31 protein-coding genes are annotated in these 25,681 nt (G+C 71.0%); 17 read left to right on the forward strand and 14 right to left on the reverse strand.

Going from position 1 to position 25,681, the window contains the following annotated elements:
• Window positions 1-58 precede the first annotated feature (58 nt).
• The 3 genes from eccB to ACLJQZ_RS11970 are packed head-to-tail and all read left to right on the forward strand — an operon-like array spanning window position 59 to window position 2,843.
• Window positions 59-1,480, forward strand: coding sequence for a type VII secretion protein EccB (gene eccB / locus ACLJQZ_RS11960; protein WP_410620085.1), 1,422 nt, complete (start codon window positions 59-61; stop codon window positions 1,478-1,480).
• An 11-nt stretch (window positions 1,481-1,491) separates the two neighbouring features.
• A complete protein-coding gene (locus tag ACLJQZ_RS11965) occupies window positions 1,492-2,190 on the forward strand; it encodes a response regulator transcription factor (protein ID WP_247062827.1) in 699 nt (232 codons plus the stop codon).
• Entirely contained in the window at window positions 2,187-2,843 is a 657-nt protein-coding gene (locus ACLJQZ_RS11970) for a response regulator (RefSeq protein WP_410620086.1), read from the forward strand. Before ACLJQZ_RS11965 ends, ACLJQZ_RS11970 begins: the two co-directional genes overlap by 4 nt.
• Before the next feature lie 85 nt (window positions 2,844-2,928).
• Here the strand turns inward: ACLJQZ_RS11970 and ACLJQZ_RS11975 are convergent, their stop codons facing one another.
• Window positions 2,929-3,720, reverse strand: a complete 792-nt coding sequence (locus ACLJQZ_RS11975) for a carbon-nitrogen hydrolase family protein (protein ID WP_410620087.1) — start codon at window positions 3,718-3,720, stop codon at window positions 2,929-2,931.
• An 84-nt stretch (window positions 3,721-3,804) separates the two neighbouring features.
• Between ACLJQZ_RS11975 and hisD the strand changes: the two genes are divergently transcribed.
• From hisD to hisB, 3 genes are read left to right on the forward strand one after another with little or no spacing between them, the layout of a single operon-like run.
• Window positions 3,805-5,130, forward strand: coding sequence for a histidinol dehydrogenase (hisD, locus tag ACLJQZ_RS11980; RefSeq protein ID WP_410620088.1), 1,326 nt, complete (start codon window positions 3,805-3,807; stop codon window positions 5,128-5,130).
• Entirely contained in the window at window positions 5,127-6,227 is a 1,101-nt protein-coding gene (locus ACLJQZ_RS11985; RefSeq protein ID WP_410620089.1) for a histidinol-phosphate transaminase, read from the forward strand. Before hisD ends, ACLJQZ_RS11985 begins: the two co-directional genes overlap by 4 nt.
• Window positions 6,224-6,823 carry an imidazoleglycerol-phosphate dehydratase HisB gene (hisB, locus tag ACLJQZ_RS11990; protein WP_308675145.1) on the forward strand — a complete coding sequence of 200 codons (600 nt, stop codon included), beginning with the start codon at window positions 6,224-6,226 and terminating at the stop codon, window positions 6,821-6,823. The genes ACLJQZ_RS11985 and hisB overlap by 4 nt, the downstream gene beginning before the upstream one ends.
• Here hisB and ACLJQZ_RS11995 read toward each other — a convergent pair.
• Window positions 6,820-7,557 carry an MBL fold metallo-hydrolase gene (locus tag ACLJQZ_RS11995; RefSeq protein ID WP_410620090.1) on the reverse strand — a complete coding sequence of 246 codons (738 nt, stop codon included), beginning with the start codon at window positions 7,555-7,557 and terminating at the stop codon, window positions 6,820-6,822. The genes hisB and ACLJQZ_RS11995 overlap by 4 nt on opposite strands.
• Before the next feature lie 17 nt (window positions 7,558-7,574).
• Between ACLJQZ_RS11995 and ACLJQZ_RS12000 the strand changes: the two genes are divergently transcribed.
• Window positions 7,575-7,733, forward strand: a complete 159-nt coding sequence (locus tag ACLJQZ_RS12000) for a hypothetical protein (protein WP_410620091.1) — start codon at window positions 7,575-7,577, stop codon at window positions 7,731-7,733.
• 70 nt (window positions 7,734-7,803) lie between these two features.
• Here the strand turns inward: ACLJQZ_RS12000 and ACLJQZ_RS12005 are convergent, their stop codons facing one another.
• Complete coding sequence (locus tag ACLJQZ_RS12005; RefSeq protein WP_410620092.1) at window positions 7,804-9,999, reverse strand: MMPL family transporter; 2,196 nt, start codon at window positions 9,997-9,999, stop codon at window positions 7,804-7,806.
• Between the two features lie 206 nt (window positions 10,000-10,205).
• On the opposite strand from ACLJQZ_RS12005, the gene ACLJQZ_RS12010 reads away from it, so the two are divergent.
• Entirely contained in the window at window positions 10,206-10,799 is a 594-nt protein-coding gene (locus ACLJQZ_RS12010) for a TetR/AcrR family transcriptional regulator (protein ID WP_410620093.1), read from the forward strand.
• Window positions 10,800-11,108: 309 nt separating this feature from the next.
• Here ACLJQZ_RS12010 and ACLJQZ_RS12015 read toward each other — a convergent pair whose 3' ends face one another.
• The gene (locus ACLJQZ_RS12015) at window positions 11,109-11,657 is read right to left on the reverse strand and encodes an RNA 2'-phosphotransferase (RefSeq protein ID WP_410620094.1); all 549 of its coding nucleotides are present in this window, start codon (window positions 11,655-11,657) and stop codon (window positions 11,109-11,111) included.
• A 33-nt stretch (window positions 11,658-11,690) separates the two neighbouring features.
• Window positions 11,691-12,152: a redox-sensitive transcriptional activator SoxR gene (gene soxR / locus ACLJQZ_RS12020; RefSeq protein ID WP_247062842.1), complete on the reverse strand. Its 462-nt coding sequence runs from the start codon at window positions 12,150-12,152 to the stop codon at window positions 11,691-11,693.
• 53 nt (window positions 12,153-12,205) lie between these two features.
• On the opposite strand from soxR, the gene ACLJQZ_RS12025 reads away from it, so the two are divergent.
• Both ACLJQZ_RS12025 and ACLJQZ_RS12030 read left to right on the forward strand, forming a co-directional pair.
• Entirely contained in the window at window positions 12,206-12,898 is a 693-nt protein-coding gene (locus ACLJQZ_RS12025) for a thiamine pyrophosphate-dependent enzyme (protein WP_410620095.1), read from the forward strand.
• 4 nt (window positions 12,899-12,902) lie between these two features.
• The gene (locus ACLJQZ_RS12030; RefSeq protein WP_410620096.1) at window positions 12,903-13,787 is read left to right on the forward strand and encodes a transketolase family protein; all 885 of its coding nucleotides are present in this window, start codon (window positions 12,903-12,905) and stop codon (window positions 13,785-13,787) included.
• Here ACLJQZ_RS12030 and ACLJQZ_RS12035 read toward each other — a convergent pair.
• On the reverse strand, window positions 13,765-14,895 hold the full coding sequence (locus ACLJQZ_RS12035; RefSeq protein WP_410620097.1) for a hypothetical protein: 1,131 nt from the start codon (window positions 14,893-14,895) through the stop codon (window positions 13,765-13,767). The two genes, ACLJQZ_RS12030 and ACLJQZ_RS12035, sit on opposite strands and share 23 nt — an antisense overlap.
• Window positions 14,896-15,138: 243 nt before the next feature.
• On the opposite strand from ACLJQZ_RS12035, the gene ACLJQZ_RS12040 reads away from it, so the two are divergent.
• On the forward strand, window positions 15,139-15,759 hold the full coding sequence (locus ACLJQZ_RS12040; RefSeq protein WP_410620098.1) for an NUDIX hydrolase: 621 nt from the start codon (window positions 15,139-15,141) through the stop codon (window positions 15,757-15,759).
• Here the strand turns inward: ACLJQZ_RS12040 and ACLJQZ_RS12045 are convergent.
• From ACLJQZ_RS12045 to ACLJQZ_RS12055, 3 genes are read right to left on the reverse strand one after another with little or no spacing between them, the layout of a single operon-like run.
• Window positions 15,745-16,275 (reverse strand): NIPSNAP family protein, encoded by a 531-nt coding sequence (locus ACLJQZ_RS12045; protein ID WP_410620099.1) that lies wholly within the window; start codon window positions 16,273-16,275, stop codon window positions 15,745-15,747. The genes ACLJQZ_RS12040 and ACLJQZ_RS12045 overlap by 15 nt on opposite strands.
• Before the next feature lie 36 nt (window positions 16,276-16,311).
• On the reverse strand, window positions 16,312-17,484 hold the full coding sequence (locus ACLJQZ_RS12050; RefSeq protein ID WP_410620100.1) for an acyl-CoA dehydrogenase family protein: 1,173 nt from the start codon (window positions 17,482-17,484) through the stop codon (window positions 16,312-16,314).
• Between the two features lie 48 nt (window positions 17,485-17,532).
• Window positions 17,533-17,721, reverse strand: a complete 189-nt coding sequence (locus ACLJQZ_RS12055; protein ID WP_410620101.1) for a hypothetical protein — start codon at window positions 17,719-17,721, stop codon at window positions 17,533-17,535.
• Window positions 17,722-17,894: 173 nt separating this feature from the next.
• Between ACLJQZ_RS12055 and ACLJQZ_RS12060 the strand changes: the two genes are divergently transcribed.
• From ACLJQZ_RS12060 to ACLJQZ_RS12080, 5 genes are all read left to right on the forward strand, one after another.
• Window positions 17,895-18,770 carry a hypothetical protein gene (locus tag ACLJQZ_RS12060; RefSeq protein ID WP_410620102.1) on the forward strand — a complete coding sequence of 292 codons (876 nt, stop codon included), beginning with the start codon at window positions 17,895-17,897 and terminating at the stop codon, window positions 18,768-18,770.
• A 32-nt stretch (window positions 18,771-18,802) separates the two neighbouring features.
• On the forward strand, window positions 18,803-19,423 hold the full coding sequence (gene hisH / locus ACLJQZ_RS12065) for an imidazole glycerol phosphate synthase subunit HisH (protein WP_410620421.1): 621 nt from the start codon (window positions 18,803-18,805) through the stop codon (window positions 19,421-19,423).
• A gap of 36 nt (window positions 19,424-19,459) precedes the next feature.
• Window positions 19,460-20,197, forward strand: a complete 738-nt coding sequence (gene priA, locus ACLJQZ_RS12070) for a bifunctional 1-(5-phosphoribosyl)-5-((5-phosphoribosylamino)methylideneamino)imidazole-4-carboxamide isomerase/phosphoribosylanthranilate isomerase PriA (protein WP_326955040.1) — start codon at window positions 19,460-19,462, stop codon at window positions 20,195-20,197.
• Window positions 20,198-20,271: 74 nt separating this feature from the next.
• Window positions 20,272-20,613: a DUF1330 domain-containing protein gene (locus ACLJQZ_RS12075; protein WP_410620103.1), complete on the forward strand. Its 342-nt coding sequence runs from the start codon at window positions 20,272-20,274 to the stop codon at window positions 20,611-20,613.
• A 48-nt stretch (window positions 20,614-20,661) separates the two neighbouring features.
• Window positions 20,662-21,138 (forward strand): GNAT family N-acetyltransferase, encoded by a 477-nt coding sequence (locus ACLJQZ_RS12080; RefSeq protein ID WP_410620104.1) that lies wholly within the window; start codon window positions 20,662-20,664, stop codon window positions 21,136-21,138.
• Here ACLJQZ_RS12080 and ACLJQZ_RS12085 read toward each other — a convergent pair.
• The 3 genes from ACLJQZ_RS12085 to ACLJQZ_RS12095 are packed head-to-tail and all read right to left on the reverse strand — an operon-like array spanning window position 21,122 to window position 22,966.
• Window positions 21,122-21,508, reverse strand: a complete 387-nt coding sequence (locus ACLJQZ_RS12085) for a PPOX class F420-dependent oxidoreductase (protein ID WP_326947388.1) — start codon at window positions 21,506-21,508, stop codon at window positions 21,122-21,124. The two genes, ACLJQZ_RS12080 and ACLJQZ_RS12085, sit on opposite strands and share 17 nt — an antisense overlap.
• Window positions 21,509-21,521: 13 nt before the next feature.
• Window positions 21,522-22,256, reverse strand: a complete 735-nt coding sequence (locus ACLJQZ_RS12090; RefSeq protein WP_410620105.1) for an ABC transporter permease — start codon at window positions 22,254-22,256, stop codon at window positions 21,522-21,524.
• Window positions 22,253-22,966: an ABC transporter ATP-binding protein gene (locus ACLJQZ_RS12095; protein WP_410620106.1), complete on the reverse strand. Its 714-nt coding sequence runs from the start codon at window positions 22,964-22,966 to the stop codon at window positions 22,253-22,255. The genes ACLJQZ_RS12090 and ACLJQZ_RS12095 overlap by 4 nt, the downstream gene beginning before the upstream one ends.
• 142 nt (window positions 22,967-23,108) lie before the next feature.
• On the opposite strand from ACLJQZ_RS12095, the gene ACLJQZ_RS12100 reads away from it, so the two are divergent.
• Complete coding sequence (locus tag ACLJQZ_RS12100; RefSeq protein WP_410620107.1) at window positions 23,109-24,056, forward strand: hypothetical protein; 948 nt, start codon at window positions 23,109-23,111, stop codon at window positions 24,054-24,056.
• On the opposite strand, the gene ACLJQZ_RS12105 is transcribed toward ACLJQZ_RS12100, so the two are convergent.
• Window positions 24,046-25,026 (reverse strand): hypothetical protein, encoded by a 981-nt coding sequence (locus tag ACLJQZ_RS12105; RefSeq protein WP_410620108.1) that lies wholly within the window; start codon window positions 25,024-25,026, stop codon window positions 24,046-24,048. The two genes, ACLJQZ_RS12100 and ACLJQZ_RS12105, sit on opposite strands and share 11 nt — an antisense overlap.
• The gene (locus tag ACLJQZ_RS12110; protein WP_410620109.1) at window positions 25,023-25,520 is read right to left on the reverse strand and encodes an RNA polymerase sigma factor; all 498 of its coding nucleotides are present in this window, start codon (window positions 25,518-25,520) and stop codon (window positions 25,023-25,025) included. The genes ACLJQZ_RS12105 and ACLJQZ_RS12110 overlap by 4 nt, the downstream gene beginning before the upstream one ends.
• Window positions 25,521-25,681 lie beyond the last annotated feature (161 nt).

The following is a 25,681-nucleotide window of genomic DNA, read 5'->3' on the forward strand; positions in this document are numbered from 1 at the left end:
GGGTGCTTAGCATCAACCGCTCGGAGGGTCGGTACGCACACACCGGGGGCGCAGCAGCGTGTGGACGCAGCGGGACCAGATCCAGGCGTACCAGTTCCTCCGCCGCAGGCTGGTCTCCGCGCTCGTCGCCGCCGACGCCAACCACCCCGTCTCGCCCAGCCGCCGCCTCGTGCTCGGCACCGTCCTGGGCCTCGTCGCCGCCCTGCTCGTCACCGCCGTCTTCGGCATCATCGGCCTGCTGAACCCCTCCGGCGGCAAGGACTGGCTGGCCGGCGGCAAGGTGATCGTCGAAGAGGGCACCGGCGCGCGGTTCGTCCTCGGTGCCGACGGCGTGCTGCACCCGGTCCTCAACTACGCCTCCGCCCGGCTGCTGGCCGGCGGCAACGGCGACGCGACCGTTTCGGTGTCCTCGGAGAACCTCGGCAAGGCCGGGCGCGGCGCCCAGATCGGCATCGCCGGCGCCCCCGACTCGCTGCCCGCGGCGCCGGCGCTGGTCACCGCGCCCTGGACGAGCTGCAGCCGGACCACCCAGGACGCGCCCGCGTCGGCCGAGCCGCGCACCGCCGTCCTGCTCGCCGCGCCCGCGTCCGGCGTCGAACTGCCGCGTGACCAGGGCGTCATCGTCCGGCTGCCGCAGGGCGAGAAGTTCCTGCTCGCCGGCGGCCGCCGCTACAAGCTCGGCGACGAGGCCGCGACCGCGCTGCAGTTTGACAGCTACCCGACGATCGCGGTGTCCGCCCGCTGGATCGACACCGTCGCCTCCGGACGGGACCTTACCGCGCTGCCGGTCGACGGCGCCGGCGGCCGCGGGCCTGCCGTCGGCGGCCGCGACACGCGCGTCGGCGAAGTGCTTTCCGTGGTCGACGCGATGGCCGCGCCCGGCACCGCGACGTCGTACTACCTGGTCCGCGCGGACGGGCTCGAGCCGGTCGGGCAGACCGAGGCGAGCCTGCTGGTGACGACCGAGGCCAACGCGGCGGCCTACGCCGGCACTCCGGCGCCGGTCCAGGTGCGCGCCGCCGACGTCGCCGGGGCGCCGAAGCTCGCCGCGCCCCGCGCCGGCGGCGCCGACCCAGCCGCCTTCCCGGACCGCATCCCCGGCAAGGCGCCGATCACCGGGAACTCGGTGACCCTGTGCAGTCAGGGGAACCGGTTGCTCGTTTCGGCCGAACTTCCGCTGCCCGCCGGATCCCGGGCCATCCAGGTCGCGACCCGCTCCGAAGCACGGGTGGCGGACGAGGTGTTCGTGCCGCCGTCGGGAGGTGCGGTGGTCGTCGAAGCGGGTTCGGCGACGACGTACTTGGTGACCGACACGGGCTTGAAGTATCCGGTGGTGAACACACAGGCGCTGGCCTCGCTGGGGTACGGAGGAGTGGCCCGCCAGTCGATCGCAGGTAGTTTGCTCGCATTGGTGCCGACGGGCCCCGCGCTGGATCCGGTCACCGCCGGCCGGCCGGCCCCGTCGGGTGGAACGGGGTGAAAGTCGTGCACATGACAGAAGAGCGCTCGACCGAAGACGCACTGGCCGCGATGGGCAAGATCCGGGTCGCGGTCGTCGAGGACCACCCGCTGTACCGCGTTTCCGTGGAGCGCGTGCTGGCCGAGGCCGACTTCGTCGAGCTCGGCGCGGTGGTCGACTCGGTCGCGCGCTTCCACGTCCACCGGCAGCCGCCGGGCAGCGTGGTGCTGCTCGACCTCGGCCTCCCGGGCGTCGCGGGCGCGGCGGCCGTGCTGGAGGTCTGCGAGCTGGGGCACCACGTGCTCGTCGTGTCCGCCCAGGCGGAACCGGACGTCGTGCTCGGCGCGATCGCGGCCGGCGCGCGCGGCTTCCTGTCGAAGGACGTCGACGCCGACGAGCTGCTGATCGCGATCAAGACGGTCGCCGACGGCGGCGCGTACGTCTCGGCGGTGGTCGCCGGGATGATCATCAAGGACAACGCCGACCGCCCGGTAACCGCGGCGGAGGTCGAGCTGTCACCGCGTGAGGAACAGGTGCTGCGGCTGGTCGCGGCGGGGGAGCGGGACGTCGACATCGCCCTGATCCTCGGCATCGGCGTCCGCACGGTGCGCGGTTACCTCGACCGGATCCGCGACAAGACGGGCGAACGCCGACGGCCGGGGCTGGTCAAGGAAGCCATCCGGCGCGGTCTCATCGGCGGGTCGGGCCCGCGGCGTGGTGGTCGCAAGTGAGCGACTCCGGCGAGCAGACCCCGGCCCCGCGGCGCATCCGCGTCGGCGTGATCGAGGACCACCCGCTCTACCGGTACGCGCTGACCCGCGTGCTCACCGAGGCCCCGGACATCGAGCTGGGCGCGGTCGCCGACTCGGTGGCCCGCTTCGCGGTGCAGGACCAGCCGGCGGGCAGCGTCGTCGTCCTCGACCTCAAGCTGCGCGGCGTCCAGGACGCGGCCGCGGTCCTGGAGGTGGGGCACATGGGGCACAAGGTGCTGGTGGTGTCCGCCCACGCGGAGCAGCCCGAGGTCCTGGGCGCGATGCAAGCGGGCGCGAAGGGCTTCCTGTCGAAGGACGTCGACGGCGACGAGCTGCTGCGCGCCATCCGCACGATCGCCGACGACAACGCCTACGTGTCGCCGACGCTGGCCGGGATGATCATCCAGGACAGCGAGGAGCGGCACGCCGGGCCGAAGATAGTGCTGTCGGAGCGCGAGAAGCAGGTGCTGCGCCTGGTGGCGGCGGGCGAGCGCGACGTCGACGTCGCGGAGATCCTCAACATCAGCGTCCGTACGGTCCGCTCCTACCTGGACCGCATCCGCGACAAGACGGGCGAACGCCGCCGCGCGGGCTTCGTCCGGGTAGCGATCCGCGAAGGCCTGCTCCGCTGACGCCCAAGCCGTCACTTTCATAGGGAAAGATGCGTCTGAAGGGCCCTTGGACGTATCTTTCCCTACGAAAGTGACGCTTTGCGGTTCAAATTCGGCGGTTGGCCAGGGCGCCGGTGGCGGTCCGGGCTCGCGCGGAAACCGCCGGGTCCATGTCCACCACCAGGGTCTCCATACCTGGCCCGGCGGACGCGTGCACCCGGCCGAAGCCGTCGGACGCCAGTGAGTACCCGATGCCCGTCGGCGCCTTCGGGTTCACCGTGACGCCCGTCGCCGCCGGGTCGGCCTGGCCGCACGCCAGGACCCAGCAGCCCGAGTCCAGCGCGCGGGCCCGCACCAGGACTTCCCACTGCTCGCGCTTGCCCTCGCCCGCGCCCCACGACGCCGGCAGCAGCACGACGTCGGCGCCGTCGTCGGCCAGCGCCCGGAACAGCTCCGGGAACCGCACGTCGTAGCACGTCGCGACGCCGTAGACGACGCCTTCGAACTCGAACGTCGTCAAGGTGGCACCCGGCGCCACCGTGTCGGACTCGGCGAAGCCGAACGCGTCGTAGAGGTGGATCTTGTCGTAGCCGCGGTGGTGCCCGCCGCCGGTGACCAGCAGCGTGTTGCGCACCCGCCCGTCCGCCGGGGTGAACATCCCGGCGACGATCACCACGTCGTGCTCGGCCGCCACCGCGGCGACCGCCGACGCCCACGGCCCGTCCAGCGGCTCGGCGACCGCGTCCAGGGGCCGGCCGAAGCGCGCCATCGTCGCCTCCGGGAACACGACGATCCGGGCGCCGCCGGAGACCGCCGCTTCGACGCCCGAGCGAACCAGCTTCAGGTTCGCTTCCGGGTCGTCACCCGAGGTGAGCTGGCACAACGCGATTCGCGCCACCGTGGCCTCCTGCATGCTGGGATCCGCCGTCACCGGGGAGTATCGCCGAACGGGCCGGGATCGTGACCTCGTACCCTGGTGGGCATGCTGAACCGCACCGACCTGCGTGGGCAGGTCCCGACCGCCGCCGAACTGCGCGCCACCCTCCCGCGTGCCGAATACGACGTGGACGCGGCGCTGCATCAGGTGCGGCCGGTGGTCGAGGCGGTCCGCGATCGCGGTGTCGAAGCCGTCCTGGAGTACACCGAGAAGTTCGACAAGGTCCGGCCGGTGAGCGTGCGCGTGCCGCGGGAGCGGCTCACCCAGGCCCTCGCCCAGCTCGACCCGGCCGTGCGCGCCGCGCTGGAGGAGTCGATCACCCGCGCCCGCAAGGTGCACGACGGGCAGCGCCGCACCGACGTCACGACCACGGTCGTCGACGGCGGCACGGTCACCGAGAAGTGGGTCCCGGTGGAGCGCGTCGGGCTGTACGCGCCGGGCGGGCTCGCGGTGTACCCGTCGACCGTGGTGATGAACGTCGTCCCGGCGCAGATCGCCGGCGTCGGCTCGCTGGTCGTCTGCTCGCCGCCGCAGGCCGGGTTCGCCGGCCTGCCGCACCCGACCATCCTCGCCGCGGCCGAGCTGCTCGGCGTCGACGAGGTGTGGGCGGTCGGCGGCGCGCAGGCCGTCGCGCTGCTGGCCTACGGCGGCACGGACACCGACGGCACCGAGCTGACCCCGGTCGACGTCGTCACCGGGCCGGGCAACATCTACCTGACCGCGGCGAAGCGCATGCTGCGCGGCCTGATCGGCATCGACTCCGAGGCCGGCCCGACCGAGATCGCCATCCTCGCCGACGAGACGGCCGACCCGGTGCACGTCGCCGCCGACCTGATCAGCCAGGCCGAGCACGACCCCCTCGCCGCGAGCGTCCTGGTGACGACGTCGCCGGAGCTGGCCGACGCCGTCGACAAGGAGCTGGTGGGGCGCGTCTCGGCGACCAAGCACACCGAGCGCGTCACCGAAGCCTTGGGCGGCAAGCAGTCCGGCGTCATCCTGGTGTCCACTGTGGATGACGGCCTGACCGTGGTCGACGCCTACGCCGCCGAGCACCTCGAGATCCAGACGGCCGACGCGCGCGCGGTCGCCGCCCGCGTCCGCAACGCCGGCGCGATCTTCGTCGGCGCGTACGCCCCGGTGTCGCTCGGCGACTACTGCGCCGGCTCCAACCACGTGCTGCCCACCGGCGGGTTCGCCCGCCACTCCTCGGGCCTGTCCGTGCAGAGCTTCCTCAAGGGCATCCACGTCGTGGACTACTCCGAGGACGCCCTGCGCGAGGTCGCCGGCCGCGTCGTCGCGCTGGCCAACGCCGAGGACCTGCCGGCGCACGGCGAAGCCGTCACGGCCCGATTCGCGGGGGAGGCCCGATGACCATCGGCGACGAGATCACGCTGGACGAGCTGCCGCTGCGCGAAGACCTGCGCGGCAAGTCGCCCTACGGCGCGCCGCAGCTGGACGTCCCGGTCCGGCTCAACACCAACGAGAACCCGTACCCGCCGCCGCCCGAGCTGGTCGCGGACGTCGCCGAGGCCGTCCGCGTCGAGGCCGCCGAGCTGCACCGCTACCCGGACCGCGACGCCCTCGAGCTGCGTCACGACCTGGCCGACTACCTGAGCGTGTCGACGCGGGTCGTGCTCACCGAGGAGAACGTCTGGGCCGCCAACGGGTCCAACGAGGTGCTGCAGCAGATCCTGCAGGCCTTCGGCGGTCCCGGGCGCAGCGCGCTCGGCTTCGAGCCGTCGTACTCGATGCACCCGATCATCGCGTCGGGCACGCGCACCGAGTGGCTCCCGGCGCCGCGCCGCGCCGACTTCACGCTCGACACGGTCGCGGCGGCGTCGGTGATCCGGGAGAAGCGGCCGGACATCGTGTTCGTCACCAGCCCGAACAATCCGACCGGCGGTTCGATTCCGCTCGACGAGCTGCGCGTGGTGCTGGACGCGGCCACCGGGATCGTCGTCGTCGACGAGGCGTACGCGGAGTTCTCGTCGCAGCCCAGCGCGGTCGAGCTGCTGGCCGACTACCCGGCACGGCTGATCGTGTCGCGCACCATGAGCAAGGCGTTCGCCTTCGCCGGCGGCCGCCTCGGCTACCTGGCGGCGGCCCCCGCGGTCGTCGACGCGCTGCTGCTGGTGCGCCTGCCGTACCACCTCTCGCGGCTGACCCAGGCGGCCGCGCGCGCGGCGTTGCGCCACGCGGACGCGACGCTGGGCACCGTGCACAAGCTGGCCGCGGAACGCGACCGCGTCGTGGAGGCGTTGGCGGGACTGGGTTTCGACCCGGTGCCGAGCGACTCGAACTTCGTCCTCTTCGGACGGTTCGCTTCACCGGAGACCGCGTGGAAGTCCTATTTGGACGCCGGCGTGCTGATCCGGGACCCGGGCATCCCCGGGCACCTGCGCGTCAGCATCGGCACCCCGGAGGAGAACGACGCCTTCCTCGAGGCGAGTAAGGAAGTATCACGATGACCCGCATCGGCAAGGTCGAACGGACCACCAAGGAGTCCTCGATCTCCGTGCAGCTGGACCTCGACGGCACGGGCGAGGTGGAGATCTCGACCGGTGTCCCGTTCTACGACCACATGCTGACGGCGTTCGGCGTGCACGGCTCGCTGGACCTCAAGGTCGAAGCGACCGGTGACGTCCACATCGACGCCCACCACACGGTCGAGGACACGGCGATCGTGCTCGGCCAGGCGATCCGCCAGGCGCTGGGCGACAAGAGCGGCATCCGCCGTTTCGGCGACGCCTGGATCCCGATGGACGAAACCCTGGCCCACGCGGCGATCGACGTCTCGGGCCGGCCGTACTGCGTGCACGTGGGCGAGCCGGAGCAGTTCAACACTTTTACGATCGGCGGCAACTACCCGTTCGTGCTGACCCGCCACGTGTTCGACTCGCTGGCGTTCCACGCCCAGATCGCGCTGCACGTCCGCGTCATCCACGGCCGCGACCCGCACCACATCGCGGAGGCGGAGTACAAGGCGGTGGCGCGTGCCCTGCGCGCGGCGACGGAGCCGGACCCGCGCGCGGGCGGCATCCCCTCCACGAAGGGCGTGCTCTAGACCGCGAACACCGCGCCGGGTGTCGCGACCTCGACCTGTCCCGTGTGGACGGCCGAGGCGCGCTCGACGGCGTCGGCGGCGCCGAGGAACGGCCCGAGGTGGGTCAGCGCGAGCCGCCCTGAGCTGTGCGCGGCCCGGGCGGCGTCCTCCGGCGTCAGGTGCACCGTCGACGGCTCCGGCCCGTCCGCCTCGCAGAGGAACAGGTCGGCGCCGTTGGCCAGTTCGGTGAGCGCGGCGCACGGGCCGGTGTCGCCGGAGTACGCCAGCACCCGGTCGCCGTCGGTCACGCGGACGCCGAACGCCGGGAAGCCGTGCTCCACCGCGGTGGTCGCCAGTGTCAGCCCGCCGGCCTCGGCGAAGTGACCGTCGTGCAGTTCGTGCACCTCGAACGCCTCGCCGATCGGCGCCGCCGCGGTGTTCGTCAGGAACGCGCCGAGCCGGGCCGCGATGCCCGGCGGGCCGTACAGCGGGACCGGCCGCGCCGGACGGAGGTCGGCGAACAGCAGCGCGTACACCGCCGGCAGCAGGTCGGCGACGTGGTCCGCGTGCAGGTGCGAGATCCAGATCGCGTCGACGTCGGTGAGGGTGGTGTGCTCCTGCAGCGCGGCCAGGGTGCCGGGCCCGGCGTCCAGCCAGAGCGTCGCGCCCGCGCTGCGCACGAGGTACCCCGAGCACGGCTCGCCGGGGCGCGGGTAGGGGCTGGCACTGCCCAGCACGATCACGTCGAACGGCATGTGGCACCCTAACCAGCGTGAGCAAGGAAGTGGTGGGCGTCCTGCTGCTGGCCCTGGGTGGTTTCCTGGTGGGCGGCGTCTATTCGGCCTGGAAGACGGCCAAGTTCATGGCGGTAGTCCTGGGCATCGCGGCCGTGCTGGCCATCGGCGGCGCCATCTTCTGGTTCGTCAGCTGACCCCGTAAAGCCGTGAAGGCCTCCTTACCGGCCATAAGAGCCGGTAAGGAGGCCTTCACAGGCTTTGCCGCTAGCGGCTCGCGCCGACCAGTTCGCGCGGGTCGTCGCCGGGGGCGTCGTCCAGGTGCTTCGTGAGCTTCTCGCCCTCGACGTCGACGTCCGGCAGGATCCGGTCGAGCCACTTCGGCAGCCACCAGGCGCCCCGGCCGAGCAGGGACATCACCGCGGGCACCAGCGTCATCCGGACCACGAACGCGTCCACCAGCACGCCGAACGCCAGCGCGAAGCCGATCGACTGGATCAGCGTCGACTCGGCCAGGATGAACCCGGCGAACACGCTGATCATGATCAGCGCGGCCGCGACGACCACGCGGGCGCCGTGCCGGAAGCCGGTGACCATGGCCTCCTGGGGTTCGGCGCCGTGGACGTGCTCTTCGCGCATCCGCGTCACCAGGAACACCTGGTAGTCCATCGCCAGCCCGAACAGCACGCCGATCAGCAGGATCGGCAGCATGCTCATGATCGGCCCGGTCGACTCGACCCCGAGCAGGTCCGTCAGCCAGCCCCACTGGAACACCGCGACCACGGCGCCGAACGTCGCGGCGACCGAGCCGAGGAAGCCGATCGTCGCCTTCAGCGGCACCACGACCGAGCGGAACACCAGCATCAGCAGGATGAACGCCAGCCCGACGATCAGGGCGAGGTAGGGCAGCATCGCGTCCGAGAGCTTCTCCGAGACGTCGATGTTCGCCGCCGTCTGCCCGGTGACGGCCAGCTTCGCGCCGGTCGCCTCCTGCAGCGTCCCGGATTCGGTGCGGATCGCGGCGACGAGGTCCTCGGTCTGGGTGCTGCTCGGCCCGCTCTTGGGGATCACCGAGAGCAACGCCGTGTCACCGTTCTGGTTGACCTTCGCCGGTGTGACGGCAGCGACGTCGGGCAGCTTCTGGATGTCGGCCGCGGCCTGGCCGAGCGCGGCCTGGCGGTTGGTGCTCGAGCCGACGTCGACGACGACCAGCAGCGGCCCGTTCGCGCCTTCGCCGAAGCTGCGGCTGACGATCTCGTACGCCTTGTGCTGCGTGGACTCCGGTGCGGCGGTGCTGTCGTTGGGCAGGCCGAGCTGCATGCCGAGGGCGGGCAGCGCGACGACGGCCATCCCGGCCAGCGCGACGAGCAGCACCGGCCACCGGTGACGGGCGACGAACCGCGCCCAGCGCTCGCCGTGCGTCGTCTCGACCGGCTTGCGGCGCAAGCGGATCCGCTCGCCGGCGACCCGCTTCCCGGCGAAGCCGAGGATCGCGGGCAGCAGCGTCAGGGCGATGACGACGGCGACCGCGACGGTGACCGCGGCGGCCACGCCCATCTGGCCGAGGAACGGGATGCCGATGACGGTCAGCCCGGCCAGCGCGATGATCACGGTGAGGCCGGCGAAGACGACGGCGGACCCGGCGGTGCCGGTCGCGCGGCCCGCGGCTTCCTCGGGACTGCGGCCCAGCCTGAGCTCGTGCCGGTAGCGCGACACGATGAACAACGCGTAGTCGATGCCGACGGCGAGCCCGATCATCAGCGCCAGGATCGGCGTGTTCAAGTTCAGCTCGAGGAAACCGGAGGCGAGGAAGATGCCGCCCATCCCGGTGCCGACGCCGATCAGCGCGGTGAGCAGCGGGATCCCGGCGGCGATCAGCGAGCCGAAGGTGATGATCAACACGACGGCCGCGACCGCGACACCCAGGCCCTCGGTCGCGCCGGTTTCGGGGATGCCCTGCACCGCGTCGCCGCCGAGCTCGACGGTGAACCCGGCGTCGCGAGCGGCGTTCGCGGTGTTCAGCAGTGCCTGGCGGTCTTCGTCGGTGAGCTCGTAGGCCTTCGCGCCGTAGCTGACCTGTGCGAGGGCGACGCGCTTGTCGGGCGAGACCGACTGGGCCTGGAACGGGTCGACGACGCTCGACACCTTCGGCGCGGTCTTCAGCTGCCCGACGAGCGCCTCGACGGTGGCCTTGCCCTTGGCGTCGGTCACGGTGGTCCCGGCCGGGGCCTCGATCACGACGCGCGCGGTGGCGCCCCCGGCGTTGGCCTGCGGGAACTTCTCGGTGAGCTGGTCGATCGCCCGCTGCGACTCGGTGCCGGGGATGGTCACCGAGTTCGACAGCTGGCCCGACAGCGTCAGCGCGCCCAGTCCGAGGGCCACGAGTACAGCCGCCCAGACGGCCGCGACCAGCGCGCGCCGCCGGAAGGACAACCGGCCTAGCCGGTACAGGAAGGTTGCCACGAGTCAGCTCCGTTTCGCCCGAACGGGCTCGGTTCACTCCATCTGATTACTTTCCAAGCTAGCCGATCGGCAAGGACGCGTCCAAGTCGATCGGCAAGTATGTGACTTGTCGAACAGCAAGTGACTCGCTAGCCGATCGGCAAGTAACCGGTTTGCTCACGGAGGAGGCCGTGACGTACGCTCCGACGGCTCGCTGAGGAGGAAGAATGACCGCCGGCCCGGCCGAGGACACCCGGACCCGACTGCTGCACACCGCGCTGCGGCTGTTCACCGAACACGGGGTCGAAGGCACGTCGCTGCAGATGATCGCCGACGCGCTCGGCATCACGAAGGCCGCGGTCTACTACCACTTCAAGACGAAGGCGGAGATCACCGAGGCCGTCGCCGAGCCCGGCATCCGCGACCTGGACGAGCTCGTGCTGCGCGCGGCCGCGCAGAAGCGCCGCGGCGCGCAGGTGGACCTGCTGCTGGAGGGGTTCGTCGACCTGGTGGTCCGGCACCGCACGCTGGTGGCGCTGTTCTCGAGCGACCCGGGCCTCATCCGCGCGATCGAGAAGTCGGCCCACGGCGGCATGGAGGGCTTCGGCCAGGCGCTGCTCGGCATCCTGTCGGGCCCGGACCCGGACACGGCGGCCCGCGTCAACGCGATGGTGGCCCTGACGGGCATCGCGATGGCCGGCGGCTCCCCGGACCTGGCCGGCCTCGACGACGAAGAGCTCCGCACGGAACTCCTCGACGTCGGCCGCCGCCTCCTGGGCCGCCCCCGCCGCCGAGCCCACCTCCCCGTCTCAACCCTCTAACCCACGAGCCGCCCCCAGTCACGCGAGTCGACCCCCCAATCACGCGAGTCGACTCCCCAATCACGCGAGTCGACCCTCCAGTCACGCGAGTCGACTCCCCAGTCACGCGAGATACGCGCCCAATCACGCGAGTCCCGCGCCCAATCACGCGAGTTCGGGTTCTGATCCCGCGAGCCGACCGTCCAGGTGCGCGAGCCGACCGTCTGGGTGCGCGAGCCGACCGTCCAGGTAGGCGCGCCGACCGTCTGGGTACGCGAGCCGACCGTCCCGGTACGCGTGTCGTCCGCTCAGGTGCGCGTGTCGTCCGCGTCAGGCCAGGCGGTGGAGGTGTTCCGGCGGCACCGCGGCGGTCAGCCACACGCCGTTCGCGCTCACCTGGAACGTGTGGCCCGTGGCCGTCATCGCCGCGGCGTCCACCCGCAGGATGACCGGTTTGCCGCGGCGGGCGGCGACCGTCCGGGCCGTGTCGATCGTCGCCGACAGGTGGACGGCGTGACGGTTCATCGGGCGCAGGCCGTCGCGCAGGATCGCGTCGAGGAACTTCGCCACCGTGCCGTGGTAGAGGACGGCGGGCGGCGGCGCGTCCGCCAGGCCGAGGTCGACGTCCACGCTGTGGCTCTGGCTCGCGCGGATCATGGTGCCGGTTTCGTCGAAGGCGTACCGGCGTTTGCTGTTGGTCTCGACGACTTCGTCGAGCTGCTCGCGGGTGAGCGTGAAGCCGTGGGCGCGCAGCGCGCGCAGGAGCGCGTCGACCGCCACCCAGCCGCCGGGGCCGAGGGTGAGGCCGATCGCGGCGGGGTCGTGGCGCAGGTGCAGCGCCAGCCGTTTCGAGATGCGGATCATTTCTTTGTCGTTCATTGCCTCCCCAGGATCCCGCCGCGGGCAAGCGATTTAGATGCCGCCCTCGACCGCGGGACGCAGTTTGCTGGCGCCGGGCCCGAAGCGCGCGAGGTCGTCGTCGTTGTTGTAGAGCGCACAGCTGCGCAGGGACAGGCAGCCGCAGCCGACGCAGCCGGTGAGACGGTCGCGAAGGCGTTGCAGGGCGTCGATCCGCGCGTCGAGCTCGTGCTGCCAGTCGCGGGAAAGGCGGGCCCAGTCGGCCTTCGTCGGGGCGTGGTCGACGGGCAGGGTCGCCAGCGCCGCGCTGATGTCTTCGAGGGAGAGGCCGACCCGTTGCGCCGCGCGGATGAACGCGATCCGCCGCAGCACCGAACGCGCGTAACGGCGCTGGTTGCCCGCCGAGCGCTCCGAGCTGATCAGCCCTCGTTCCTCGTAGAACCGCAGCGCCGTGTGCGGTACCCCGCTGCGGTCTGCCACTTGTCCGATGCTGAGATGTTCGGCGAGCCTCGTCACCGGCTCAGGCTAGCCTTGACTTCGAGTTTAGTCGAGGTTGCATCGTCGGAAGCATGACCACTGCGACCGAACCGGGCTACGCCGAGCTGCCCCGACTGATCTCGCTGATGACGGGCGACGACAAGCATCAAGCCGCTGCCGAGTCCACTGTGGACGTCCTGTGGGTGCTCTACGACCGCGTGCTCGACATCACGACCGAGAACTTCCGCGAGCCGGACCGCGACCGGTTCCTGCTGTCCAAGGGGCACGGGCCGATGGCGTACTACGCCGTGCTGACCGCGAAAGGCTTCCTGGACGAGGCGGAGCTGCCGACGTGGTCCGTCCGGGTGTCGCGCCTCGGCCGCCACCCGGACCGGCGGCGGATCCCGGGCGTCGAGATCTCCAGCGGTTCGCTGGGCCACGGCCTCCCGATCGCACTCGGCACGGCGCTGGGCCTGCGCGCCCGCGGCCTGTTGTCGCCCAAGGTGGTGACGCTGATCGGCGACGCGGAACTGGACGAGGGCTCGAACCACGAGGCGATCGTCGTCGCCGCGCGCTTCGCGCTCGAGAACCTCACGACGGTGGTGATCGACAACCAGTCGTCGACGCGCGGCTGGCCGGGCGGCATCGCGCGCCGGTTCGACGTCGAGGGCTGGGAGACGCGCACGGTGCCCGGCCGCGACCACGACGCGCTGTTCGCCGCGTTCACCACCCCGCACCCGGGCCGGCCGCTCGCGGTCGTCGCCGTCGTCGAACCGAAGGGCTGAACTCGTGCGCGAAACGTTCTTGACCACGACCGAGCAGATCCTCGACGCCGACCCGGACGTCGCGATCGTCCTCGCGGACATCTCGGCCGCGCAGCTGGCCGGCGCCGCGCGACGGCACCCGGACCGGGTGATCAACGTCGGGATCCGCGAGCAGCTGCTGGTCAGCACGGGCGCGGGCCTGGCGCTGGCGGGGCTGCGGCCGATCGTGCACACGTTCTCGTCGTTCCTGGTGGAGCGCGGGTTCGAGCAGATCAAGCTGGACTTCTCGCACCAAGAGCTGGGCGGGGTGCTGGTGTCGTACGGCGCGTCGTACGACATGCCGACGGAGGGGCGCACGCACCAGGCCCCGGGTGATGTGGCGCTGATCGATTCTCTGCCGGGCTGGACGGTGCACGTCCCGGGCCATCCTTCGGAGGCGCGCCGGCTCTTGCTGGAGTCGATCCCGGGAGACGGCCGCGTCTACTTGCGCCTCTCGGCTCAGGAGAACGCGTCGCCGCACTTGGGGGTCGGGTTCACGCGGCTGCGGGCGGGCTCTCGCGGGGTCGTGGTGGCGGTCGGGCCGGTGCTGGATCGGGTGCTGCGGGCTACTTCCGGCCTGGACGTGACGGTGTTGTACGCGTCGACGATCCGCCCTTTCGACGCGGCGGGCTTGCGGTCGGCGGTGCTCGCTGCTTCGGCTTCCGTCGTGATGGTGGAGCCGTACTTGGCGGGGACGTCGGCGCATTGGGTGTCGGAGGCTTTGGCGGATGTGCCGCACCGGCTGCGGTCGCTGGGGGTGCGGCGGGACGCGGAGGTGCGGACGTACGGGGAGATCGCGGACCACGACCTGGCGCACGGCCTGGACGCGGGGTCGCTAGGGTTGTCGATCAGGAAGTTCCTGGGGGAGTAGAAGAAGAGGTGTCGGTGGGGGTACCGGTGGCGGGGTGCTTATACCGGACGCTGACTTTCTCGTTTCCCTTGAGCAGTTCCATCAACTTCGCATTGGTTCTTCGCTCATAAGCTGTGCTCATCGGAAGCCGCACATGGAGGCTCTCGTAGAGTTTGAACCGGTTCAGGTCAAGGACGGTGCGGAAGACGGCCATGTAAGCATCAGCTGCCGCTACGGCGGAGCGGTAGGCGGTATAGGTGAGGAAATACGGGCCAAGCGCGACCAATAGCCACCAGCCGTCTGTGAACAGGCAAACTATTGTTTCGATAGTTATCAGCAAAGCGACGACACACAGCTTGACGGAGGTGTCGAGCTGTTGTCGTGTGTCGTTGAGGTAGTTTCGATCCAGTTCTGGCAAGACCAGGGTCAAGTGTGGGGCCGTACGGATCGCGTTCAGGCCGTACTGCTTGCCGATAGTGTCCTCGGCCTGGCGTAGCGCATTGCCCAAACGGGTCGGCATCATCCGGTCGATCGCGGGGTAGCGGCTCTTCTCGTATCTGATCGACTCAAGTGCGGCTTGCAGTCCGCTGAGGTCATGGGCCCGGTTGCTTGCAAGCATGTACTCCTCGTCCTTTTTCCGTTGACTTGCCTCAAGATTCTCAGGGTGGACGAGATTGGTTCGCCTGTCGAGCAAGTCGTTGAAATACTGTTCGACAAGGAGAACTTTCAGTCGCTTCTTGAGGATGGTCGAAAGTTCACGTTCCCGGGCGTGAAGGTTTCGCCACCGTCTTCGGTAGTGCGCTATCCGCATGCTCAACAATCTTACGGCTATCGGTGAGCTGCCCCAATAACCTTCGAGAAGTCGGGTCATTGCCAACTGCAGCGGGTGCAGGAACAGTGCCACGACGGTAGTGATCAGAAGCAGCCACGCGATTGAGGGCAAACCAAGGTCGCCGAGGCGGTCGACCATTAGGGACAAGTTTGGCTCAGACCGCCAGGCATCGCTTGCGACCAATACGGTCGTCCACACGACCAGGAAGAGTGACGGCACCATGCTGACGATGCTGAAGTAGCGGCCGATCCGAGCGCCGAGACCGACTGCCGCATCGGCGACGGAAGGTGATGTCACTTCTGAGTTCCGTCTGGATTGAATTGAATGGGTCTACCGCAATCCGGACAGTATGGCCTGCCGTGGAAAATTTCCACGGTACCCCCGCACCTCTGGCAGTCGATCTGCCCCAGCTCGATCTGCTTTTCGATCCCGGGCAGCGAAGAAGACGGATACTCGGTGAGCAGTGTGATCCGGCGGATGAGTCGCAGCGCTCGCATGGTCTCGCCCCCGCCCTCCAGGATCGAACCATGGTAGGCCAGCATGCACGCACAGTCGACGGGTTCGGACGAGGCGGTGATCGATATTTCGCCCTGGAGTTACCCCGTTGCCGGCGTCGTCGTCGTGGCTGCCGCCGGACAACTCGGGCTCGGCTGGGCCCTGTTGCTAGGGGTAGTCATCGTTGTGCTCGGTTGGGTCGTGCTTCGGGACGGCAAGCCCGATAGCGTGAGCGGTATGGGGTCAACAATCCGGCCGCTCGCGCTTGGTGTCATCCGGCGTGGGGGCGCTCTGCTCGTCTTCGAAGGGCACGACGAAGTCAAGGACGAGACCTTCTACCGGCCGCTCGGGGGCGGGATCGAGTTCGGCGAAACCGGTGCGGAGGCCCTTCGGCGGGAGTTCCGGGAGGAGCTCGACGCCGACGTCGAGGTGGGCGAGCGGATCGAGGTGCTCGAGAACGTCTTCGTCTCGGAAGGCCGGACCGGGCACGAGATCGTCTTTCTCTACGACGCCCAGTTCGCCGACCCTAACCTCTATGCCAGGGAAGAGTTCAAGATCCTCGACGACGACTCCACCGCGCGGTGGGTCGACGTCGCGGACTTTCGCAATGGCACCAAGATTCTCTACCCCAAGGGGCTCACCGAGCTGCTCTCACCGGAGCAGTGACCGCGCCGTCGGCTCGAGCAGCACCCCCGAAGGTGAAGCAGAGCGGCTGAACCACACCGAAAACGGGCCGTCGTCGCGGACCGGCAGCTGGGGGAACGTGTTCGGGGATGGCTCCGTCTCGAAAGTGGCAAAAGCGGTAGGCGGCGCCGAAAGGGACAAATACAGCTCCGAGCCCGGTGGCGGTGACGTCAGGCCACGCTGGACCGGGCGTAGCAGCAGGACGTTGTCCGAGTCGATCATCGTCTCGTTCGCTTCCTCCCGGTGGGCCTTCCACGCCGGGCCGAAGTAGAACGTCTCCAGCGCCTCCTTCCGGGCCTCCATCGACCGGAATCCGCGCAGCCACCAGAACTCGTCCGGGGAAGACGGCACGCGGAACAGACCGAACAGGTGCGCGCCGGCGGCTTCCTGTGGCTCGACGAACTCGCGCTCGAACAGCTCGATCAGCTCGTCGCGACGCCCTGGGTGCAGCGTGTAGCGCCGCAGCTCCAGGACCGTTTCGTACTCGGTGAAAGTCACGAGGCGAAAGCTACCCGGCACCACCGACAAAAAGGATCAGCGGAACGCCGCCAGCCCCGTGACCGCCTGGCCGAGGGACAGCGCGTGCATCTCCTCGGTGCCCTCGTACGTCAGCACCGTCTCGAGGTTCGCCATGTGCCGCATCACCGGGTACTCCAGCGAAATCCCGTTCGCGCCCAGCATCGTCCGGGCCGTGCGGGCCACCTCGATCGCCGACCTCACGTTGGCCATCTTGCCGAAGCTGACGTGGTTGTGGTGCAGCTGCCCGCTGTCCTTGAGCCGCCCGATCTGCATCGCCACCAGGCCGGCGCGGTTGACCTCGACGAGCAGGTCGGCCAGCTTGCGCTGGGTCAGCTGGAAACCCGCCAGCGGCTTCCCGAACTGCTCCCGCGACAGCGTGTACTCCAACGCCGATTCGTAGCACGCGCGCGCCGCGCCGACGACGCCGAACAAGATCCCATAGCGGGCCTCGTTCAGGCAGGACAGTGGCCCGCGCAGGCCCTTGACCTCGGGGAACATCGCCGACGAGGGGAGCCGGACGCCGTCGAGGACCAGCTCGGCCGTCAGGGACGCCCGCAAGGACAGCTTGTGCTTGACCTCGTTCGCCGTGAAGCCCAACGTCGACGTCGAGACGACGAAGCCGCGGATGCCGTCGTCGGTCTGCGCCCAGACGACCGCGACGTCGGCGACGGTTCCGTTGGTGATCCACATCTTCGTGCCCGACAGCACCCAGTCGGACCCGTCGCGCACCGCGCGCGTGCGCATCGCGCCCGGGTCGCTGCCCGCGTCCGGCTCGGTCAGGCCGAAGCAGCCCAGCGCGTCGCCGGTGGCCATCCGCGGCAGCCACTCCTGGCGCTGCTCCTCGCTGCCCCACTTGTGGATCGCGTACATCGCCAGCGAGCCCTGCACCGACACGAAGCTCCGCAGGCCCGAGTCGACGGCCTCCAGCTCACGGCACGCGATGCCGTACGCGACCGCGCTGGTGCCGGCGCAGCCGTACCCCTCCAGGTGCATGCCCAGCAGGCCGAGCGAGCCGAACTCCTTCGCCAGCTCCGACGCGGGCAGCGCGCCCGTCTCGTACCAGCCGGCGACGCGGTCCAGCAGGTTGTCCTTCGCGTACGCGCGGACGGCGTCGCGGATGGCGCGTTCCTCCTCGGCGAGCCCGGCGTCGAGGTCCAGGAAGTCGTGCGGATCCGGAGTTCGGCTCATGAGGGCTCCAAGGGGACGCGTCGGTGCGGTCCCCGCAGGAAACCACAGTCAGGCGTCTGTCCCCTGCGTGGCGTTCGTCACGCGGGCGACAGAAGGACGCGCGGTGCAGCGCCGCTCGGCCCGCCGCCGGACCTGCTGGCGCGGGATCAGCAGCTCGTTGAACTGGGGGAACGGGACGCTTTCGACGTCATCGCGCCAGGCGTCGAGCATCTGGGACAGCACGTCGTTCTCGGCCATCTCCGCCTCCTGGCGTCCGGGCGCGCACGAATGAACGCCTCATACGATCGGGTTACTACATACCCAGCGAGCGGGACGCCGAAACACAGGTCTTCAAGATTCTTCCGGCGCGTCGCCCACCCATGGCAGAATCGCGCTGCCGCCGCCGTGGTCTCGACTTCTGAGGAGCGCACATGCGCGCACTGCGGACGGCAAGTCTGCTCGCCCTGACCACCACAGCCCTGCTCGGCGGCGCCGGAACCGGCGTTGCCGCCGCCCAGGGCAACCCGTGGCACCAGGTCGGCCACACCACCGCCGAGAACCGCGTGAGCGGCGAGGGCGTCACCACGCTCCGGCGGCCCGGGCAGGCCCCCGAGACCGTCTACCGCAACGGCGCGACCATCCCGCAGCCGCTCAAGGACGAGGGCTGGGGCCACGTCGGCGACCCCGACTCCCTGCGCGGCTACGTCTTCGACGTCTACCAGGACACCGTCACCCCGACGCCGACGCGGAAGATGTACCTGGTCACCAAGCCGGACGGGACGACGACGGAGTTCGTCCACCCGCTGCAGGCCGACGAGCCGGCCGTCAACGCGAACGCCCAGGTCGCGGCCACTCCCGACGGCCAGTGGCTGGTGTCCGGCCCGCTCGGCGAGATCGACCGGCTCTACGTCTCGCCGACGCCGTTCCTCAACCCGCGCGCCCCGCGCGTCGCCGGTGACCTGCCGATCGCCGCCCGCATCCACCTCGACCACCACATCCGCAGCGCCCAGGGCTGCGACTTCGTCAGCGCGACGCGGCTGGTCTGCGCGACGTCGGACCCGAACAACGACCTGTACCCGACGAACCTGCAGCTGCTGCAGGTCGACCTGGCCCGGCCGCTCACCGGCCACGACATCACGGCGAAGGTGCGCGAGCTCGGCCAGGTGCCGCTGGTCAGCACCTGCACCGGCACGTTCACCCCGGAAGGCGTCGACTACGACGCGCCGACGGGGGTCCTGCGGGTCGAGGTCGTGCCGCCGTCGCCGTGCAACACCGTGACCGACGTCTATTCGTTCGAGCGCCGCTGAGCCCTCCGGCTACGCTGTGTGGCGTGTCTCGTGTGGTGATTCTCGACTACGGTTCCGGCAACCTCCGCTCCGCCGAACGCGCTGTGGCGCGCGCCGGGGCCGAAGTCGAGGTCACCGCCGACCCGCACGCCGCCGTCGAAGCCGACGGCCTGGTCGTGCCCGGCGTCGGCGCCTACTCCGCCTGCATGGCCGGCCTGCTGTCGGTCAAGGGGCAGCGGATCATCGGCAAGCGCCTCGCCGGCGGCCGTCCCGTGCTGGGCATCTGCGTCGGCATGCAGATCCTCTTCGAGCGCGGCGTCGAACACGGCGAGGAGACCGAGGGCACGGGGGAGTGGCCCGGCACGGTCGACCGGCTGAAGGCCGACGTGCTGCCGCACATGGGCTGGAACACCGTGCGCGCCCCGGCGGACTCGCAGCTGTTCGCGGGCCTCGACCCCGAGGAGCGCTTCTACTTCGTGCACTCCTACGCCGCCCGCACGTGGGAGCTGGAGTCCGGCCTGCCCGGCCGGGAGCCGAAGGTCACCTGGGCCAACCACGGCGAGGACTTCGTCGCGGCGGTGGAGAACGGACCGCTCTGGGCGACCCAGTTCCACCCGGAGAAGTCCGGTGACGCCGGTGCGCGGCTGCTGCGCAACTGGCTCGCGACCCTCTGACCGGGTGACCCGGGTCTCCGCCCTAGAGTTACCGGCGTGACTTTCACGCTGCTTCCCGCCGTTGATGTGGCCGATGGCCAGGCCGTGCGACTCGTTCAGGGCGAGGCCGGCACCGAGACCTCCTATGGCAGCCCGCTGGAGGCCGCGCTGGCCTGGCAGCGCGACGGTGCCGAGTGGATCCACCTGGTCGACCTCGACGCCGCGTTCGGCAAGGGCAGCAACCGCGAGCTGCTCGCCGAGGTCGTCGGCCGGCTCGACGTGCGGGTCGAGCTCTCCGGCGGCATCCGCGACGACGCCTCGCTGAAGGCCGCGCTGGCCACCGGCGCCCGCCGCGTCAACCTCGGCACCGCCGCGCTCGAGGATCCGGAGTGGACCGCGCGCGTGATCGGCGAGTACGGCGACCGCGTCGCGATCGGCCTCGACGTCCGCATCACCGAGGCCGGCCACCGGCTTTCGGCCCGCGGCTGGACGTCCGACGGCGGCGACCTGTGGGAGGTCCTGGACCGCCTCGACCGCGACGGCGCGTCCCGCTACGTCGTGACGGACGTGAGCAAGGACGGCACGCTGAAGGGCCCGAACCTCGACCTGCTGCGCGAGGTCGTCGCCCGCACCGACGCCCCGGTGATCGCCTCCGGCGGCGTGTCCAGTGTGGACGACCTGGTCGCGCTGGCCGGCCTGGAGTCGGACGGCGTCGAGGGGTCGATCGTCGGCAAGGCGCTGTACGCGGGGGCGTTCACGCTGCCCGAGGCGCTGGCGGCGGTCGCGCAGGTCTGAGGATTACCTCCGGGGTAATCGACGCGGTGCGCGCGGGCGGTCAGGATTCCTTTCAGGACAACGAAAGGACCACCATGACCGCCTACGGACTCGCGCACCTGCGTCCGCCCGCCGTGCTGCCGGAAGACGTCTTCCGGTACCTCGAACGCATCCAGGCCACGCTCGATCCGTACGGCGGCCGGTTCGTCGTGCACGGGGCCGACGTGCAGGTGCTCGAAGGCGAGTGGCCCGGCGCGCTCGTGGTGATCGAGTTCCCGAGCGTCGCGGTAGCCCGCGAGTGGTACGACTCGCCCGCCTACCAGGCGATCCTGCGCCTGCGCGCCGACCACATCCCGGGTGACCTGGTCATCGTCGAAGGCTGCGGGCCGGACCACGACTCGGCGGCCATGGCGGCGGCGCTGCGCGCGGCGGGTTGACGCCGAAAAGCGGCTGACAGCGACACCTCGAACCACTAGGTTGCCGCGGTGGAGGAGATCGTCACCCAGCTCGAGATGACCGCGGCCGACCAGCTCACCCCGGCGCCGCCGGTCGACGGGGTGACCCTGCGGACCGTCGAGGCCTCGCCGCTCATCCGCGAGCTGCACGTCCGGATCGGGACGCCGTACCGCTGGCCGAGCGCGTCCCGGACCGACGACGACTGGGCGCGCTGGCTCGCCGAGCCGCACCGGCGCTACCGCCTGGTCGAGTACCGCGGGGAGATCGCCGGCGCCGCCGACTTCGAGCCGCAGCCCGGCGACGACGTCGAGATCACGACGTTCGGGCTGCTGCCCGAGTTCGTCGGGAAGGGGCTCGGCGGGTACGCGCTCACGCTCGTCGTCGCGGCCGCGTGGACGGTGCCGGACGCGCGCCGGGTCTGGCTGCACACCTCGACCCTCGATCACCCGAACGCCCTGCCGAACTACCTGCGGCGGGGGTTCCGGGGCTTCACTCGCTCAGCTTGACGGCGATCCCGACCGTCCGGTCCGCCGGGCCGCGCAGCTTCGAGAAGAACATCGACACCCGCCCGACGACGCCGTACTTGCGCCCGATCACCTGCTGGGCCCGCTTGGTCTCCTCGAGGTCCAGCAACCGGGCCTGGCCGCTCGCCACCGCGCCGTGCGTCTTCTTGCCGCGCAGGTCGCAGGCCTGGACCTCGACGCGACCGCTGTTGCGGATCCGCTTGACCTTGCCCACGTCCCGGACCGAGTTGAAGACGAGCTCGCCACCGTCGCCGGCGACCCAGATCGGGGTCGGCACGGCGCGGCCGTCCTTGCGGAACGTGGTCAGGACGACGTAGCGCTCGGCCGCGAGCCGATCCGTTTCGGATGCCATGCGTCCACGGTAGTCAGGGCGTCCGGCGCCGCAGCGTCGCCGCGCCGAGGACCAGCGCCAGCAGCGCGCAGCCGGCGACGACCGCCAGGTTCCGCAGGATCACCGCGTCCACCGTCGGCGAAGCCGTGACGCGGTTCAGCGCCTCGACCGCGTAGGACAGCGGCATCACGTCGGACAGCCACCGCAGCGGCCGGCCCATGTCCTCGCGCGCCGCGATCAGGCCGCACAGCAGGATCTGCGGCAGCACGAACACCGGCATGAACTGGATGGCCTGGAACTCGGTGCGCGCGAACGCGCTGACGAACAGCCCGAGCGCCATCCCGAGCAGCGCGTCGAGGACGGCGATCACCAGCAGCAGCACGACCGGGCCCGCCAGGTCGAGGCCCAGCCACGACAGTGAGACGGCCGTCGCGAGCGCCACCTGGACGACGGCGATCACGCCGAACGCCAGCGCGTAGCCGAAAAGCAGGTCGAGCCGGCCGAGGGGGAGCGTCATCAGCCGCTCCAGGGTGGCCGTGGTCCGCTCGCGCAACGTCGTGATCGACGCGATCAGGAACATGATCAGGAACGGGAAGACGCCGAGCAGTGCGGGCGCGACGTGGCTGAACACGAGCGCCGAGTCGAAGACGTACCGCAGCAGGATCATCAGCAGCGTCGGCACCAGGACCAGCATCACGACGGTGCGCGGGTCGTGCCGCAGCTGGGTCAGGATGCGCCGCGTGGTGGCGAGCGTCAGCGCGGGGCTCACGACGCGACCCGCACGAGCCGCAGGAACGCCTGCTCGAGGTCGGCGGCGCCGGTACGCCGTCGCAGCTCCGCCGGCGCGTCGTCGGCCAGCAGGACGCCCTCACGCATCAGCAGCAGGCGGTCGCAGCGCGCGGCTTCGTCCATGACGTGGCTGGACACCAGCAGCGTGGCGCCGCCTTCGGCGAGCCGGCGGAACAGCGCCCACAGCTCGTCGCGCAGCACCGGGTCGAGCCCGACGGTCGGCTCGTCGAGCACCAGCAGCTCCGGCCGGCCGAGCAGCGCGACGGCGAGGTTCGCGCGGTTGTGCTGCCCGCCCGAGAGCGAGCCGACGAGCTTCCCGGCGTGGTCGCCCAGGCCGACCTCGCCGATGACCCGGTCCACATCGGACACCGGGGCGCGCAGCACCGCGGCGAAGTAGCGCAGCGCCTCCCGGACGGTCAGGTCCGCGTAGATCGCCGGGTTCTGCGTCGCGTAGCCGATCCGGCGCCGCAGCGGCGGGCTGCCCGCGGGCAGGCCCAGCACGGTGACGGTGCCGCCCTCGACGAGCTGCACGCCGACGATCGCGCGCATCAGCGTCGTCTTGCCGCAGCCGCTCGGGCCGAGCAGCCCGGTGACAACACCGCGCGGTACCGCGAAGCTCACGTCGCGCACCACCGGCCGCCCGCCGCGGCGGACCCGCAGGCCGGTGACCTCGATGGCAGAATTAGTCATGCGATTAATTCTGCGCTCGCCGAGGTCACGGCGTCAAGCGGGCTTCCGGCCCAACGCGGAGGCGCAGTTCGGCGGAAGCGCTTCAACGGAATATTTGCAACGCTTTGCGGGCTGGGTTTTTCCCGCACACTGGAGGGTGTAGATGGCCGTCACACAGCAGGTTCCGGTTCATCCGCAAGCGGGTTTCTTCGGCTCGGGCCCGTATCCCGCGCATCGGGCGCGGGTCGTGGTCATCGCGGTCCTCGCCGGGTTCGCGTTGACGGCGCTCTGGTCGGCGCCGTTCGTCGACTCCGTCATCGGCGACAGCGTCGCCAACACGCTGCTCGGCTACGACGCGAAGGCCACCCCGATCGGCGGCGTGCTCGCCGGGACGCTGTTCGCGTTCGTCTCCGGCCTCGCCGGCTCGTTCACCGCCTGCAACATCGCCGCGTTCGGCGCGGTCGCGCCGCTGGTCGGCGGCGAGGCGGGCGGGAAGCGGCGGTTCGCGACGACGCTCAAGCCGCTCGGCTGGATCGCGGCGGGCATGCTCACCGTGTCGATCGTCTACGGCGTGATCGTCGCGCTCGTCGGCACGCGGATGCCGCAGTTCGACACCGCGCCGGCCAGCGGGCTGACGCCGCGCAGCATCCAGTCGATGGTCGCCTTCGGCGTCGTCGGCCTGGTGTTCCTGGTGCTGGGCCTGGCTTCGGTGGGCGTGATCGGCAACCCGATCGGCGCGCTGACCCGGCGGCACCCGGCCGCACCGCTGGTCCTGATGGGCGCGCTGATCGGCGGGTTCCTCATCGGCCGGCCGTACCCGCTGTTCCGGATCATGTTCCGCAGCGCCGCCGAGCAGCACAACGTGTTCTACGGCGCCGCCGCGTTCGCCCTGCAGTCACTCGGCAACATCGTGATCATGGGCGTGCTGTTCCTGATCCTGACGCACGCGACGGGCGGGCGCGTGCAGCGCTGGCTGGCCGCGAAGCCGGGCCGCATCGCCGCCGTGACGGGCGCGGCGCTGCTCGTCGGCGGCACGTTCACGCTGCTCTACTGGGACGTGCGGGTGCTCGGCCGGCTCGGGATCATCTGGTTCCCGACGGTCAGCTGGTAGGCCGCCCGAGCCAGCGGTAGTCGGGTGCAGGGTCGAGCTGGACGCCGTCCGCGACGGCGACCAGCACGGCCTCCGGCTGCGGTCCGGTCACCGTCAGCCAGCGCCCGGACGGCAGCCGGACCGCGACCAGCGCGGCTTCGCCGGGCCTCGGCGCCGAGTAGAACCCTGGGCCCCCACGCACGGAAATGCTTGCGGCGCCGCCGATCCCGGGCGAGCCGGCGCCTACGGCGGCCGTCACGGCCGGGACCGACGGGCGGGCCGGGTCGGCCGCCGTCAGCTCGGTGCTCGCGTCGTCCGGGCCGGTGCCCCGGACGGCGGCCGAGCGTTCCGCCAGCCCCGCCGGCAGCGGCCCGAACCGCAGCTCGCCGCGGACGCCGACCGGGGTCGCGTCGACCGACTCGGCGATCCGCTGGGCGACCGCGCGGGCGTCCGGCATCCCGCCGACCCGGGCGGTGAGCACGTGGTCGTCGTCGGCCAGCCAGGTGAGCAGGGCGGCGGCGCCGGTGTCGCCGGTGACCATGGCGACCCGGCCGTGCACGACGATCTGGTCCTTGATCGACGCGATCTTCAGCGCGGTCCGCGACCACTCGGGATCGGCCGTCGGATACGCCGACAGCGTGATCTCCGCCGGCCCGGCGAACCACCGGCGGACCTGCGGCGTGAGGCCCGGGCCGCCCTCGCGGCTCTGCTCGGTGAAGCCGTCGGGCAGCCAGCCGGGGGTGTAGCCGAGCACCGGGCGGCCCGCCGCCGGGTCGAGCACCGGCGGGCTCGTGAGCACCTGCGTGCCGACGAAGACCCCCGCCACCAGCAGCACCACGGCGGCGGCCACCAGCGTCAGCCGCGCGACCGGGCGACGGCGCCGGGCGTCCGCGAGCGCGTCCCGGACCGCGTGGCCGTCCGGCGCGCGGGCGGCGAGGCGGTCGAGACTCTCCCGGATCAGCGTCTCGGTCTCGTGGTCGCTGCGGCTCATTCGGGGGCTCCGGTGGTCAGGGGCGCGGGGTGGGGTGCTTCCCGGAGGGTGGCCAGGGCGCGGGAGATCTGGCTGCGCACGGTGGAGGTGCCGCACCGCAGGACGGCGGCGATCTCGGCGTCCGAGTAGCCCTCGTAGTAGCGCAGCACGACCGCGGCGCGCTGCTTGCGGGGGAGCGTGGCGAGCAGGCCGAGCATCGCGTCCCGCTCGTCGTAGGCGGTGGCGGGGTCGGCTTCGGGCGGGGACAGCGCGTCGAGGACCTCGTGGCTGCTCGGCACCATCCGCCGCACGGCCCGGCGGCGCCACGACAGGTACTCGTTGGTGACCATCTTGCGGACGTAGGTCGGCGGGGCGTCGATGCCGTCCCAGCGCTGCTGCGCGCGCAGCAGGACGTCTTGGACGATGTCCTGCGCGAGGTGCGGGTCGTTCGTCAGGACGGTCGCGTAGCGGAGCAGCCCGTCCAGCCGCTCCGCCACGAACTCTTCGAAGCCCACGTACGTCCCTTCGCCCGCCTGTCACCTTCATGGACGTCCGGGACGGCCGAGTTGATGCACGCGGCCGGGAAGTTTCTTTCGTGACGGAGTTCACCGGTTCGGCCCAGTTCGTGAGCCTTGTCCGTCACTGAGCGGTAGATGCCGGGCGGTTCGGTCTTGCT

Source organism: Amycolatopsis sp. cmx-8-4 (assembly GCF_046548675.1).
Taxonomy (GTDB): domain Bacteria; phylum Actinomycetota; class Actinomycetes; order Mycobacteriales; family Pseudonocardiaceae; genus Amycolatopsis.